Consider the following 14,849-nt stretch of genomic DNA (forward strand, 5'->3'; position numbering starts at 1 on the left):
GGGTGTCGGACTGATGACCAAGACCGACATTGCTGCCGTCCTGACCGAGATCGGCGTCCTGATGGAACTGAAGGGGGAAAACCCGTTCAAGATCCGCGCCTACCAGTCGGGTTCGCGCCTGCTCGAGGCGATGAGCGAGGGTGAGCTCGCCCAGCGGGTGGAGGCGGGCACGCTGGAAGAGGTCAAGGGGATCGGCGAGGCGCTGGCCCAAAAGATTTCCGAACTGCACCGCACGGGCCGGCTGGAGTTTCATGAAAAGCTGAAGGCTTCACTGCCCCCGGGCCTGCTGGAGATCATGGCGATTCCTGGGGTCGGACCGAAGAAGGTGAAGGCCCTTTACGACAAACTCGGCATCGACTCGATTGCGGCGCTGCAGGCGGCGTGCGTGGCCGGCAAGGTGGCGACGCTTGAGGGCTTCGGCGAAAAGACGCAGGAGAAGATCCTGCAAGGCATCGCCAACCGGGAAGCCTATGGCCGCCGGCATCTGTGGATTGAGGCCCAGGAGGCGGGCGCGCCGATCCTGGCGGGGTTGCGCGCCCTGCCGCAGGTCCAGCAGGTGGAGTCCTGTGGCAGCTTGCGCCGGCGGATGGAGACGGTGGGGGACCTGGATTTTTTGGTGGCGACGACTGAGCCGGGACCGGTGGTGGCTTGGTTTGTGGGCCAGGCCGAGGTGAAGGAGATCACGGCGCAGGGCGATCTGAAGGCCAGCGTGCGGCTGAAATCAGGCCTGCAGGCCGATCTGCGGCTGGTGCCGCCGGAACAGTTCGTCTTCACCTTGCATCACCTGACCGGTTCCAAGGACCACAATGTATTGATGCGCCAGCGCGCCCTGGAGCGCGGGCTGAGCCTGTCCGAGTGGGGGCTTTTCCCGGCCGAGGAAAAACACGGGGCCACGGTCGAGGCGCGGAAGGAGGGCGCAGCCGGGCCCAAGAGCCTGCCGGCGAAAACGGAGGCGGACCTCTTCGCTGCCCTCGGGCTGGCCTTCATCCCGCCTGAACTGCGCGAGGGGCTGGGGGAGATCGAGGCGGCGGAGCAGGGCGGCTTGCCGGAACTCGTCACCGTGGCCGACATCCGCGGTGTATTCCACAACCACACCACGGCAAGCGACGGCCACAACACCCTCGAGGAGATGACCGCCGCGGCTGAGGCGCTGGGTCTCGAGTATCTTGGCATCGCGGATCATTCGAAATCGAGTTTTCAGGCCCGCGGGCTCGACGAGGCGAGGCTGCTTGAGCAGGTCGCGGCGATCCGAAAGTTGAACGAGTCCAAGCAATTCAAAACCTGGGTGTTCGCCGGCACAGAGTGCGACATCCTGCCGGACGGACGCCTGGATTTTTCCCCGGAAGTGCTGGCGCAGCTCGACTACGTGGTGGTGTCGGTGCACTCATCGTTCAAGCAGGAGCGCGACGTCATGACGGCGCGCATCATCAAGGCGCTCGAATCGCCACACGTGACGATGCTGGGGCACCTGACCGGCCGGCTGTTGCTGGAACGTGAGCCGTATGCTGTGGACATCGACCGGGTGATCGACGCGGCCATCGCGAACGGCGTGGCGATTGAGCTTAACGCCTCGCCCATGCGGCTTGACCTGGACTGGCGGCATTGGCGCAAGGCCGCGGCGAAGGGACTGCTCACCTCGATCAACCCGGATGCCCACCGCACGGCCCAGCTGGAATATTTCCGGGTGGGAGTGGGTACGGCGCGGAAGGGATGGCTGACGAAGAAAAGTGTCCTGACCACGAAGCCACTCGAGGAAATGAAGGCGTGGCTGGCGGCGCGCCGGTAGGGGACCGGCAGCATGCCTGCCTCCAGGCACCACCCTAGACCCGAGCGGCGGGCAGGAAGAGAAACGAGGTCAAGGTGGCGATCGACCGAAGGTAGTTGCGGTCTGCGTCCGACCATTGGCGGATCCCGCGACGATTCTCGCAGCAGATGATCCCAAACGGGACCGCATCCTCGTGCATGATGAAATCCAGCAGGGAGACGATGCCGTTTGGCTTGAAATAGCTCTCCAAGAATTCCCGGGTCGCGAGGTGGTCGGCTACGTCCGGGGCGCACACATAGTTTTCCTCCACGATCGCCCGGAAATAGCGCGGGCAATCCTGCTGACGCAGCACCTGGTGGCGGGAAAATTTCTCCGTCAGGGCATCGTAACCGCACTGACACTCGACCTTCTGCAAGTTGGCGTCGAAGGTCCACACACTGGTCTGATCGACATCAAGATCGCCGGACGTATCCAGGCACAGCGCCTGGAAGTAGTCCTGCGTCGATACCTGACGAACCTTGGCCAGCAAGGCACGCGTCCGCTCCATCTGCTTTTTGGCAGCCATTTATCCTACATCGGAGTCCGACCCGGAATCTTTAGCCCGTATCCCGGGGTAGCGGTTCCGGCGGCAAAGCGAGGAACCACCTCCGGATACGCGATCACCCCCGGGAAAGTGAGCACGTCCGGCCGCGAGGTCGGGTCGCTTATTTCAGGGGCAGGCGGCTGGCGGTCGCGTTGCCAGTCTGATCGTAGAGCGTCACCTCGAGCGAGGTGGCATTGGCGGTCGCCGTCGCCGGGAATTCAACCCGGAAGGATTCCTCGCGGCTGTCGAGCAGGCCATCAAGCGGGTGCAGCACGATGGCGCGCTCACCGTTGTTCAGCACAAATTCGGCGCCCTCGAGCAGGGCCAGGGCGTCGCGGCCGGAGACGGTCACCTGCAGTGCGGCGCCGTTGCGCTCGACCTGCGTGCCGGTGATCACCGGCGGGGTCCGGTCGATGAGGAGGTTGTCGGTTTCGAATTCGTAGCTCAGGCGCTGCGCTGCGGGCCGCGGGGCTTGTTCGGCGACCGTCAGGCGGGTGAGGTAGAGTCCCTCGGGCAGGGCCCCGGTCTCAAATTGCAGGAAGGTGTTCTCGGTCTGCACGGCGAGGTCGGTCCAGTCGCCGGGGCCGTCGGGCCGGATGGAGAAGGTGTAGGCGAGGGTGTCGCCGTCCGGGTCGGTCACGTTCCAGTAGATCAGTTGCACACCGGTCTGCGGGATCACCTGGCTGTTGAGGAAGCTCCCGCGGCGCGGGCCGGGGGCATCGTCCTTCCCGTCCCTTTGATTCGGGAAAAGCAGCTGCGCCAGGGTGGACACGACGTTCACGGGCGGCTCGGCAGCGGGCACAATCGCCTGGTTGGGCGGGAAGACCCGAAAGTCGGTGAGAGAAGGGCGCCGGTTCTGCGGGCGGTGATATTGCACGGCCTTGTCGATCTGGAAGTCGGCGGGCAGGTTCCCCGGCAGGGTCAGCCGGTAGCGGACGTAGCGACCACGGAGGCCCTCGGCGGTGAAGCCCTCGTCGCGGCGGGATAAGGTTGTCCAGGGCGACCAGCCCTCCAACTCGTCGTTGCCGTAGTTGGTGCTGATCTCGAGCTTGATGGCTTCCGGAGCCACGCCGCGCAGGCGCGGGAAGCGGACGGCGCCGAGGTCACCGGGTTGGCCGAGATCGAGGCGCTTGGTCTCGAGGCTGCGGTCCGATGTGCCGTTGAAAGCCAGAAGGGCCAGGCCGGGGGCGTTGTTGCGCAGGAGCAGGAAACGGCCGTCGCCGAGGGGCGCCAGATCGTTCAACTGGGCGGAGGAACTGCCGGCGAACGTGAGGGAACGGCGGGCCGCGGGGTCGTAGCCGAAGGCATCGCCTTGCTCGCCCGCGATGAGCAGGAGGCGGTCACCCTGCCGGGCGAGGCGGTAGAAGGAAATGGCGGCCTTGCCCATGATGGTCTCGGGAAATCCGTTGGCGGGGAAGCGCACCACCGTGCTGCGGCCGGCAAACGCGGGCTTGGGGTCGCGGTCGGGGCGGAGTTCATCCTTGGACTCGGGCGGCTTGGCGGCGAGGCGCAGCGCATCCCCGGGGGTGAACACCAGGGCGGCGTGGAAGCTGCCGTCGTCGCCGGGCAGGAGGTCCACGACCTCGGCATCGCGATTTTCCTGCAGGAACAGCGGCGCCCCGCCGGTGGCGGGGAAGCGGTAGATATTTCCCTTGGGGGAGGAACCGGCGACGATGGCGCCATCGCTCAGACGGGCGAGGCGGCGCACGTTGCGGTCGCGGATTTCACCGAAGACGGTGACGCCGCGGTCGGCGAGCAGGGCGTCGTTCTCGATCTTGCCCTCGAGCAGGCCGGCGGCGGCGAGCTTGGCGAGGTCGATCTTGTAGATCTTGCCAGGATTGCCAGTGGCGGCCAGCACGCTGCCATCGGGCAGGGCGAGGAGGTCAAACACCGAGTCGGCGGGGAGGGGGACGCGGGCGATGGCCTTGCCCTCCTTTACGAGGTAAAGGGCCGCGACCGGGGAGGTGCCGACCAGCAGGACCTCGTCCGGCAGGACGAGGAGCGAGATTGCGTGGGTTTCCTCCACGTCGGCCACCTCACGGACCGTGTAGGTGTCATCCTTGGGATTAAAGGTGATTTCCTGGACCTTGCCCTCGGGGCTCGTGCCGACCACGAAACGGTTGGGGCCGGCCGGCTTGAGGTTCCAGAGGATGTCGCCGATCTTGGGACCGGTGAGATCGGTGAAGACCGGGCCGGACAACAGGCGGCCGTCGGAGCGGGCGGCCAGGCCGCGGAGATGGCGGCTCGCGACGTCGCGGCCGAAATCAAGGTCCTGTTCTTTGGTGAGGGGGTCGGCCGGGAGCGTCACGCCCAGCAGCGCGAAAAGGGCCAAAGCGGGGGCGGTGGGGGAGCGAAAGGGGAATTTCATTCAGGGTCTGACTGACGGGGCGTACTTGGCGTCCGGACGGGAGATCAATCCGTGACGTTGAGCGGTTTGCGAAGCAGAATATTGAACAGGGTGCCGGGCAGGATGTGTTGCTCCCACAGAGGGGCGAGGGCCTCGCGGCGCTGAAAGCGGGCCTCGTCGGCGCCGCGGGCGATGCGCTCGAGTGAACCGGGCATGTCGGGCGTGGTGCCGCGCTGGTCGGTGAGGAGGCGGGTTTTCTCCACCACGGCGATGTAGAGACCGTCGGATTGGCGGAACTCGCGCAGGGCGGAGATGTATTCCTCGAAGCCGCGGAGTTGGGCCACCGCCACGGTGCGGGAACGGCCGGTGAGTTCGTCCATGACGGGACCGGTGGTGACCAGGATTTCAAGATCCTTGCCGGCCCAGGCCCGCGGGATGTCCAGGGTCAGGTTCTCCATCACAGGCGGGCGCTGGAAGCCGCGCCAGCCGAGGCCGAGATCCACGCGCTCGCCCGGGGCGGCGTTGGTGCGGGAGACCTGAAGTTGCTCGACGATGCCCTGCGGCGTGTCGGGTGTGTCCTCGACGGCAAAACGGATCCGATCCGGGAAGATGCGCTCGTAGGGATTGAAGAGCCAGAGCGAGAGATTGCCGACGAGATCGGTGAGGCCCTGGTTGAATCCCTGCGGCCCGGGGTAGATCTGGCTCAGTTCGACGGGGGCGGAGCCGGGGAACTCGACCGTGGTGGTGACACGGAAACCGCGGGTGAAGCCGGATTCGTTCGAGCCGTTCACGGCTTGGGCGAGGCCGGTGGCCGCGATCATGGGGAGCACCTGCTCGTGGCGGACGGCGCGGAAGTTGAGCGTTTTGCGGTTTTGCCGGGTGGGGAAGCTGATCTCGACCGGCACCATGGCTGGCTCGCGGCCGATTTCGCCGTAGATGCCGGACAGGCGGTCCTGGCTGAAGGCGCCGATGATCGCGCCGGTGTTGGAGACCTTGATGGAATTGAACTGGCTGGGGAGGATCGTGACGACCTCGGCGGAGGCCATGGGCAGTTCGGTGGCGCCGAGCGACATCATGGGGTGACCGAAGGCGAGGACGTGGTTGCCGTCGACGTGCGACACGGTGCCGGTGCCGGCGATGGTGATGTCACCGACGGCCAGGGCCACGGCGACGACGCCGCCGGGTTGGAGGGTCGGGGAGGATTTGCGATTTGAAATATCAGACTTCAGGTCGCCCGACTCTAGGCTGCCGCCGAGGGCATTGAAGGAGAGGCCGAGGGCCTCGAACTGGGGCGTGAGCAGTCCGGCGACGAGCGGGGAGAGTCCGCCGGCGCTGAAGGCGGGAGTCAGGGGCTTGATGTCGCCCTCGAGGGAGGAGCGGGATTGGCTGGCGCCTTTGACGGGAATTGGGGCTGGCCCGAGCAAGTCGCGGCTGGCGGGCAGGGCGGTGACTTCCAGCATGTCCTTGATCGGGGTGAAACCCGCGTGGCGCACAGTCTCGAAACGCTGGATCTGGTAGGCGAGGACCCCGGCCAGTTTGCCGTCGATGTAGAGCGGGCTGCCGCTCATGCCGGCCACGGCGCCCATGGACTGGACGCGAGGGTCAGTGAGCTCGCACAGGATCATGCTTTTGCCCGGGCCGAGGGCGTTGCGGAGGATGCCGGTCACCTGCACGCTGAAGGCCTCGGGCTGGCTGCCCTTGAAGACAGTCCAGACCTCGCCTTTCATGCCGGGCTGAAGGTCATCGAGGTCGATCAACGGCGCGCCTTGGGGCTGGGCCCATCCCAGGCAGGTCGCGAGGAGCGCCAGGGCCAATTCCGCCAGTCGGGTGCGCAGGCGGGTGGGTGGCAGCGTGGAAGGCATAAGGTTAAGGACTACGGCGCGGGCGCGCTTTTCCTTAGAGCGACTTAATGGCGGATGTGATGACTTCGCAAGCGCGGTCAATGGCCGGGCCCTCGTGGGCGGTGCTCAGGAACCAGGCCTCATAGGCGCTGGGCGGCAGATAAACGCCACCGTCAAGACAGGCGCGGAAGAACCGGCCGAAGAGCTTGGCATCGGAGGTAAGGGCGCTGTCCATGTCGCGGACCGGCGTCGGCGTGAAGAAGAGACTGAGCATCGAACCAACCTGCGGGGCCTGCATGGGTAAACCCTTGGCCTGGGCGGCCGCGAGGGCGGCGGCGCAGATCTGCCGGCCCAGGGCATCGAGGCGCGGGTAGGGTTTGACCTCGTCGAGGAGGCGCAACTGGGCGATGCCGGCTGCCATGGCGAGGGGGTTGCCGCTGAGGGTGCCGGCCTGGTACACGGGCCCGAGGGGCGCGAGGTAGTCCATGATCTCGGCGCGACCGCCGAAGGCACCGACGGGCAGGCCGCCGCCGATGATCTTTCCGAGACAGGTCAGATCGGGGATGATCTGCTCGCGCTCCTGCACGCCGCCGCGGGCGATGCGGAAGCCGGTCATGACCTCGTCGAAGATGAGCACGGTGCCGTGGGCGGCGGTGACCTGGCGGACATGCTTCAGGTAACCGGGCAGGGCCGGGATGAAGCCGGTGTTGCCGATGTAAGGTTCGAGGATGACGGCAGCGATCTGGCCGGGGTTGGCGGCGAAGGCGGCGGTGAGAGCCGCGGGGTCGTTGAAGGGCACCACGATGGTCTCACGGGCGAACGAGGCGGGGATGCCCGCACTGTCGGGGTGACCGTGCGTGAGCGCGCCGGAGCCGGCTTTAATCAGGAGCGAGTCACTGTGGCCGTGATAGCAGCCGGCAAATTTGATGATCTTGTCGCGCTTGGTGAAGCCGCGGGCGAGACGGATGGCCGACATCGTGGCTTCAGTCCCGCTGCTGCACATGCGCACCTTCTGGATGGAGGGGAAGAACGAGACGATGAGTTCCGCCATCTCGACCTCGTAGGGGTTGGGCGTGCCGAACGACGTGCCCTTGTCCAAGGCGGCGGCAATGGCCGCCTTGATGCGCGGGTGATTGTGGCCGTGGATGGCCGGACCCCAGGTGCAGACGAAGTCGATCAGTTCGCGCCCGTCGGCCGTGGTGAGCGTGGCGCCTTGGGCGGATTTCGTGAAGAACGGCGTGCCGCCGACCGAGCGGAAGGCGCGGACGGGGGAATTGACGCCGCCGGGGATGAGTTGGAGGGCGCGGGCGAAGAGTTGGTCAGAGGAGGGAGACATGGGGCTTATAGGGCGTATAGGGCCTATGGGAAAACGGCAGCGAGAGTGGGACGTGTGGGTCGGAGTTCAGCTCACGTATTTCTGGACGATCGGGATGCGGCGGCCGACGCCGAAGGCGAGGGGGGTGATTTTCAGGCCGGGGGCGGCCTGCTTTCGTTTGTATTCGTTGAGGTCCACCTTGCGGACGACGTCGTTGACCACGGCTTCGGCGAAGCCTTGCGAGATTAGGTCAGCGCGAGACAGGCCTTCCTCAACGTAGCCCTTGAGCAGGGCGTCGAGTTGGTCGTACGGCGGGAGGCTGTCCTGATCCGTCTGGTTGGGCCGCAGTTCGGCGCTCGGCGGCTTGTCGATGGAATTGACCGGGATGATCTCACGGTGGCGGTTGATCCAGCGGGAAAGGGCATAGACCTGGGTCTTGAACACGTCGCTGATGACGGCCAGGCCGCCGCACATGTCGCCGTAAAGTGTGCAATAGCCCACGGCCAGCTCGCTCTTATTACCCGTGGTGAGGAGCAGGGCCCCGAACTTGTTCGAAATCGCCATGAGCAGGAGGCCGCGGGCGCGGGCCTGGATGTTTTCCTCGGCGATGTCGCGGGGCCGTCCGGCGAAGAGCGGGGCGAGGGTGTGCTCGGCGGAGGCCACGACGTCGGCGATGGAAAGCGTGTGGTACCGGATGCCGAGATTCTTCGCGATGAGCGTCGCGTCGTCGCGCGAGTGCTGGCTCGAGATAACCGAGGGCAGACTGACGCCGATCACGTTCTGCGGACCGAGCGCCTCGGCGGCGATTACGGCGGTGAGGGCGGAGTCGATGCCGCCGGAGAGGCCGAGCAAGGCCTGCTTAAAACCGGTCTTGTTCGCATAGTCGCGCACGCCGAGGACGAGGCCGTCGTAGATGTCGGCCAGGTCTTCCTGATCGAAGGTGGGGTGAAGCCCGTCGGCGGACGGGGCCACCAGATCCACGACCCGCTGTTCGACGCAGAAGGCGGCGAGGCCGGCCACCACCCGGCCGGTGGCGTCGGCCACGAGGCTGCGGCCGTCAAAGAGGAGTTCGTCGTTGCCACCGATGGCGTTGACGTAGGCCACCGGACAGCCGAGCTGGCGGGCGGTGTCGGCGACCAGGGTGTGGCGCACGCCGCCCTTGCCGTGGTTCCAGGGACTGGCGGACAGGTTGACCATCAGGTCGCAGCGACCGGCGAGCTGGGCGACGGGCAGGGCCCCCGCGTAGAGCCGGCGGGTGGAAATCATGGCGTGGGTCCAGATATCCTCGCAGATGGTGATGCCGATGCGCTGGCCGCCGAATTCCACCACGGTCGGAGCGGCGGCCGGCTCGAAGTAGCGGTCCTCGTCGAAGACGTCGTACGTGGGCAGCAGGCACTTGCGGGCCGTGGCGACGATGCGGCCCTCGTGACAGAAGGCGGCGGAATTGAAATACGGCCGGCCCTGCCCGGTGGTGTTGGTCTCGGCGAAGCCGATCACGGCGGGTACCCGGCCGATGGAGCGGGCGAGTTCGCGGGTGGCCTGCTCGACGTCGGGGACGAAGCGTTTCTTAAAGAGCAGATCCCGGGGTGGGTAGCCACAGACCACGAGTTCCGGGAACACAACCAGCTCGGCCCCCTCGGCGACCAGTTTTTGGTAGGCGGAAGCGATGAGGCGGCTATTGCCGGCGAGGTCGCCGACGATGGTGTTGATCTGGGCCAGGCCGATACGCATGGGAAAATTGGGTTAGACAACTTGCCGCCAAGGAGGCCGACTGCAACCCCATAGACCAGCACAGGAACATTCCTATTTCTCCGGCCGGAGCCTGTTTACAGGCGATCCAGTGCTGGTTTAGCTAGGATGCGTCCGGCCGCCGGTACACTGGCTCCTGCCCTTCAGACCATGCCCTCCACCAATCCTCCGATCATTCTGGCCTCGGCCTCGCCGCGGCGGCGCGAATTGCTGGCCTCGCTGGGCGTGGATTTCACCGTCATCCCGGCCGAGGTGACCGAGCATGAGGCACCCGATGCCGATCCCCGCGAGATGGTGCGCCACAATGCCGCCCTCAAGGCCGACTGGGTCTCCGCCCGCCATCCGGCGGCGACGGTGATCGGCGCGGATACGACCGTTTTTGTCGGCCGGACGGTCCTGAACAAGCCCCGCGACGGTACCGAGGCCCGGGCCATGCTGCGGATGCTGAGCGGCACCGTGCACACTGTGTTCACCGGCCTGGCCATCCGCCGGGCAGTTGATGGGCTCAAACTGGACCAAGGCGTGGCGAGCGAAGTGACCTTCAAGACGCTGGACGAGGCGACCATCGAGTTGTACCTGAGCCGGGTCCATACCCTCGACAAGGCCGGCGGCTACGCCATCCAGGAGGAGGCCGACCTCATTGTCGCCGGATTTACGGGATCATTGACCAATATTGTGGGTCTGCCCGTGGACGAAATGAAACAACTTTTGACTCAGGCTGGTCCGGGGCGTTGACTCTCAAAAACGTGAGCACCTCCCGCTTTGCCGCCGCCGGCCACCGTCCGCTGGCCCCCGAAACCGAATCCTACGGTCGCTCGATCCTCATCGGCGTCGTAGGGACGGTGCTGTTCCATGTGCTGCTGATCGTGCTCTCGCCCCGGTTCGCCCTGGATGACTTTTCCGGCGTCCACACCGGCATCGAGGTGGGCAGCGCCCCCCGCGGGCAGACCTTCGATTTCGAACTGGCCCAGCCGGAGGTCACCGAGGTGCAACAGCGCAAGCCATTCAACTTCGTCGAGACCAACTCCGCGGCCCCTGAAAACCTGCCGGACGAGACCGAGAATTTCAGCAACCGCAACCAGCAGGCGGCGCAGGAAGTGGCCGCCTTGGAGCTCGATCCCCAGAAGCGGCCCAGCACGAAGGGCGAGGACAAGTTCAAGGACACCACCGCGATTGTATCCGGCGACATGGCCCCGCCGCAACTCGCTCCGCCGCCCACGCCGGAGGAGGCGACCGAGGACCAACAGCAGCGCACCGAGCAGCTGGCGCGGATGGAGCAGGTGCCGCTGGCCGGCTTTGACAAGACCGAAGGCACGGACGCGGACGGCATCGCCACGAACGTCGCCGACAGCAAGAAGGCCTCCACCCACGCCGCCGAGGCGGTGGACGGATCCAAGGATTCCACCGCGGCCCAGGGCGGGTTGGTGGCCGTCACGGCACAGAACGCGAAGACCCAGCCCAAGGAGCGCAAGCGCCTGGCCTCAGCCTCGCTCAACCGGCAGTCGCCGCTGGCGAACCGGGTGACCGGCGTGTCCAACATGGGCGTTACGGCCTCCGACGCTTTCCAAAGCGAGTACGGGGAATACCTCAACGAGCTGATCGAGATCGTGCAGATCCAGTGGTACCGCATCCTCGCGGAGAGCCGCGTGTCCCCGCCGCGGGGCTCGCATGTGGCGATCACCTTCACGATCAACTCGAAGGGCGAGACCGACATCGTGAAGGTGGAGGACGAAGGCTCGGGCCGCCAAGGGGTGTTCTCCTGCCAGAACGCGATCCAGGCCCGGCAACCCTACCGGAAGTGGTCGGATGAGATGATTGCGCTCCTGGGTGAACAGCAGAGCCTCACGTTCCGCTTCTACCACCAGTGACGTCGATTCCCTTCCCCGAAGATTTCTGGGCGACGTTGCCGCTGGGCGGTAATGTGCGCCTGTTGGTGCGGGATGCGAACGGCCTCGCCGCCTTCGACAAATCCGCGGGGGTGCTCTCGCACCCGAATGATTCGCAGGACGAGGCCCGTTCGCTGCTAACCTGCCGCTACGACAAGGAAGCCCAGCGCTTTACCTGGCGCAACCCGGAGGGTGCCGAACGCCACCTCTGGCTGCTGAACCGACTCGATTCCGCCACCTCGGGCGTGATCCTGACCGCGGCCAGCGAAAAACTCGCGCTCGTGATCCGGGAGCACTTCGCCCAGAAGCAGGTGCGGAAGGTCTACAATGCGCTCGTCTTCGGGCACGCGCACACGAAGACGGAGGTCTGGCGTGATTTCCTCGCCGTAACCAAGAAAGGCGGCCGGGTTCGCACGGCCACGATCGGCAACATCCCCTCCGAGACCCATTTCCAGTCGATCAAGCACACGCAGCGGAATTTCTCCACGTCGCTCATCCGGCTCGAGCCCCGCACCGGCCGCAGCCACCAGCTGCGCGTGCAATGCGCCAAGCGCCACCTGCCGATCATCGGCGACCAGACCTATGGGGATTTCGGCCTCAACCGGGAGTTCGCCAAGGCGAACAAGACCAAGCGTCTGTTCCTGCATTCGCTCGAGACCGCGTTCACGTACGAGTTCGGCGGGAAGAAATTCGCCTTCAAGGCGAACGCGCCGCTGCCCGAGGAATTTCTGGCCGGGTATTGACCGGCATCGAAGTAAGGCTGCTGGCCGGCCTTACAGCAAATCCATCTGCGCGTCGTCCGTCGGGGTGACCGTGATCTTCTTCTTGGGCTTGGCCAGCGGGACGGCGGGGAGGGTGACGGTGACATCGTCCGACTCCAGTTGGGCGAGGATCGTCTTGGCCCGGTCAATGACGGCGAGCGGCAGGCCGGCGAGGCGGGCAACCTGGATACCATAGCTACGGTCGGCGGCGCCGGGGACAACCCGGCGCACGAAGACAATGTCATCATTCCATTCCTTCACGGCGACCGACCAGTTTTTCAGGCGCGGCAGGTGCTTCTCGAGCTGGGTGAGTTCCTGGTAGTGCGTCGCGAACAGCGTGCGAGGACCGCGGTCGGCGTCGCGGTGCAGGTGCTCGACCACCGCCCAGGCGATGCTCAGGCCGTCGTAGGTCGAGGTGCCGCGGCCGATCTCATCGAGGATGATGAGGGAGCGATCGGTCGTGTTATTGAGGATGTTGGCGGTTTCGTTCATCTCGACCATGAAGGTCGAGTTGCCGCGGGCGAGGTCATCGCTCGCGCCGACGCGGGAGAAGATGCGGTCGACCAAGCCGACGCGGCAGGCCTTGGCTGGCACCCAGCAGCCTACCTGGGCCATGAGGGTGATGAGCGCGACCTGCCGGATGTAGGTGGACTTGCCCGCCATGTTGGGGCCGGTGAGGAGTTGGATCTGCGACTCGGTGGACGCGAGCCCGGTGTCGTTGGGCACGAAGGTGTGGCTGCCGGCGAGACCAAGGCGCTCGGTCTTCATCATCTGCTCGACGACGGGGTGACGGCCGTCGGTGATCGTGAGGGTGTCGCCTTCATCAAGCGTCGGGCGGCAATAATCCCACTCGCGGGCCAACACGGCCCAGCCGGCGAGCACATCGAGCTCAGCCAGGGCGTCGGCCGTAGTCGACAGGGCTACGGACTCGTCCAGGACGGCCGCAACCAGGGCGGTGAAAAGCTCCAGCTCGCGGGCGAGGGACTTTTCCTCGGCGGAGAAGATTTCCTTTTCCTTGAGCTTCAGCTCCTCGGTGACGAAACGCTCGCCGCTGGCGGTGGTTTGCTTGCGCACGTAGTCGGCCGGCACGCTGGCGAGGTTGGCTTTGGTGATCTCGATATAATAACCGAAAACTGAAGTGTACCGAACCTTGAGGCTGCGGATGCCGGAGCGCTCCTGCTCCTTGCGCTCGAGCTCGGCGAGCCAGGACTTGTTGTCCGTGGTCAGGCCGCGCAGGCGGTCGAGTTCGGCATCATAGCCGGGACGGATGTAGTTTCCCTCCTGGAGGTCGTTGGGCAGGTTGTCGTCCAGGCCGCGGCCGAGCAGGTCGCGCAGGGCCGGCAGATCAGTCAGGCGCGAGCGGATATACGAAACAGCCCCGCCGTGATGGCCGACAAGGTGCGCGTCGAGCAAGTCGAGCGCAGCGGCGATCGGCGGGATCTGGGCGAGGGTGTCGCGAACGCCGCCCAGTTCGCGGGGGTTGCGCAGGCGGTTCTGGAGGCGGCTCAGGATACGCGGGATGTCGCGAACCTTGCCGAGCAGTTCCCGGACCTGGGCGAGGTCGCCGGGTTGGGCCACAAATTCGCCGACGGCGGTCTGGCGCCGCTGGATTTCCAGCAGGTCGAGCGCGGGGGCGGCGAGCCAGCGCTCCAGCAGCCGGGAACCGGCGGCAGTCGTGGTGCGGTCAATCGCCCCGAGGAGTGAGGCCTCGCGGGTGCCGCGGGTGGAGGCGAAGATCTCGAGGTTGCGCAGCGTGGCCGGGTCGAGGAGGAGCGTGCGCGTGCTGCGGTATTCCTGGAGGGAGCGCAGGTTCTCGGGCTTGGCGCAGAGGTTTTCGGTGGCGTAGTGGACCGCCGCCCCGGCCGCGCCCAAGGCCGGGTGGGTGTGGGCCAGTCCAAAGCCTTGCAGATTCAGGACACCCAAAGCCGCCATGACGGTGCGGGCGCCGTCAGCGACCTCGAAATGATAGCCAGGCAGAACGGAACACAGGCGCCCCTCGCAAAAATGATGGAGGGCATGCACGGCATGCTGCTCGTGCGGGGCAGCCTGCCATTTCTCCAGCTGGCCCTCGATTAGGACGAGTTCAGCGGGATCCAGGGCGGTAAGGACGGGCAGGAGGTTCTCGGGACGCGGATCCGTGGCGAGACGGAATTCCCCGGTGGAGAGATCCAGCCAGGCCGCATGCAGGCCGGCGGCGTCGAGCGTGAGGGCGCAGAGGTAGTGGTTTTTCGCGGCATCGAGCTGGCTGGCGGCGAGGGTGGTCCCGGGCGAGAGGATGCGGGTGACCTGACGCCGCACGAGTTTGCCGGCCTTGGCGGGCTCCGCCTGGTCGCAGAGGGCGACCTTCTTGCCGGCGGCGAGGAGCTTGCCCACGTAGTTCTCGGCGGCGTGGTGCGGGATGCCGCACATGGGGGTGTCCTGCCGGCGGGTCAGGGTGATGCCGAGCAGGCGCGACCCGATCTCGGCATCCTCGAAGAACATCTCGTAGAAATCCCCGAGGCGGAAGAGCAGCAGCGTGTTCGCCGGGAGGCCGCGTTTGACCTCGAAATACTGCTGCATCATCGGGGTGAGCTTCTCGGCGGCGGACATAATTTATCGCCAC

At 66.0% G+C, this 14,849-nt stretch carries 10 protein-coding genes; 4 read left to right on the plus strand and 6 right to left on the minus strand.

What is annotated here, in order from left to right:
• The first annotated feature begins 13 nt into the window (after positions 1-13).
• The gene (polX, locus tag Verru16B_RS14335) at positions 14-1,786 is read left to right on the plus strand and encodes a DNA polymerase/3'-5' exonuclease PolX (protein ID WP_069963765.1); all 1,773 of its coding nucleotides are present in this window, start codon (positions 14-16) and stop codon (positions 1,784-1,786) included.
• 34 nt (positions 1,787-1,820) lie between these two features.
• Here polX and Verru16B_RS14340 read toward each other — a convergent pair whose 3' ends face one another.
• The 5 genes from Verru16B_RS14340 to Verru16B_RS14360 form a co-directional block, all read right to left on the minus strand.
• The gene (locus Verru16B_RS14340) at positions 1,821-2,330 is read right to left on the minus strand and encodes a GAF domain-containing protein (RefSeq protein ID WP_069962921.1); all 510 of its coding nucleotides are present in this window, start codon (positions 2,328-2,330) and stop codon (positions 1,821-1,823) included.
• Between the two features lie 139 nt (positions 2,331-2,469).
• The gene (locus Verru16B_RS14345; protein ID WP_157772426.1) at positions 2,470-4,716 is read right to left on the minus strand and encodes a hypothetical protein; all 2,247 of its coding nucleotides are present in this window, start codon (positions 4,714-4,716) and stop codon (positions 2,470-2,472) included.
• Between the two features lie 44 nt (positions 4,717-4,760).
• The gene (locus tag Verru16B_RS14350) at positions 4,761-6,557 is read right to left on the minus strand and encodes a SpoIVB peptidase S55 domain-containing protein (protein ID WP_069962923.1); all 1,797 of its coding nucleotides are present in this window, start codon (positions 6,555-6,557) and stop codon (positions 4,761-4,763) included.
• Between the two features lie 34 nt (positions 6,558-6,591).
• Positions 6,592-7,872 (minus strand): glutamate-1-semialdehyde 2,1-aminomutase, encoded by a 1,281-nt coding sequence (gene hemL / locus Verru16B_RS14355; protein ID WP_069962924.1) that lies wholly within the window; start codon positions 7,870-7,872, stop codon positions 6,592-6,594.
• Between the two features lie 66 nt (positions 7,873-7,938).
• Entirely contained in the window at positions 7,939-9,582 is a 1,644-nt protein-coding gene (locus tag Verru16B_RS14360) for an NAD+ synthase (protein WP_069962925.1), read from the minus strand.
• A gap of 168 nt (positions 9,583-9,750) precedes the next feature.
• On the opposite strand from Verru16B_RS14360, the gene Verru16B_RS14365 reads away from it, so the two are divergent.
• From Verru16B_RS14365 to Verru16B_RS14375, 3 genes are read left to right on the plus strand one after another with little or no spacing between them, the layout of a single operon-like run.
• Positions 9,751-10,335 carry a Maf family protein gene (locus tag Verru16B_RS14365; RefSeq protein WP_069962926.1) on the plus strand — a complete coding sequence of 195 codons (585 nt, stop codon included), beginning with the start codon at positions 9,751-9,753 and terminating at the stop codon, positions 10,333-10,335.
• An 11-nt stretch (positions 10,336-10,346) separates the two neighbouring features.
• Entirely contained in the window at positions 10,347-11,468 is a 1,122-nt protein-coding gene (locus Verru16B_RS14370) for a hypothetical protein (RefSeq protein ID WP_157772427.1), read from the plus strand.
• Positions 11,465-12,229 (plus strand): RluA family pseudouridine synthase, encoded by a 765-nt coding sequence (locus Verru16B_RS14375; RefSeq protein WP_237023425.1) that lies wholly within the window; start codon positions 11,465-11,467, stop codon positions 12,227-12,229. Before Verru16B_RS14370 ends, Verru16B_RS14375 begins: the two co-directional genes overlap by 4 nt.
• 30 nt (positions 12,230-12,259) lie before the next feature.
• Here Verru16B_RS14375 and mutS read toward each other — a convergent pair whose 3' ends face one another.
• Positions 12,260-14,836, minus strand: coding sequence for a DNA mismatch repair protein MutS (gene mutS, locus Verru16B_RS14380; protein ID WP_069962928.1), 2,577 nt, complete (start codon positions 14,834-14,836; stop codon positions 12,260-12,262).
• Positions 14,837-14,849 lie beyond the last annotated feature (13 nt).

The sequence above is a fragment of the Lacunisphaera limnophila genome, from assembly GCF_001746835.1.
GTDB classification, from domain to species: Bacteria; Verrucomicrobiota; Verrucomicrobiia; order Opitutales; family Opitutaceae; genus Lacunisphaera; species Lacunisphaera limnophila.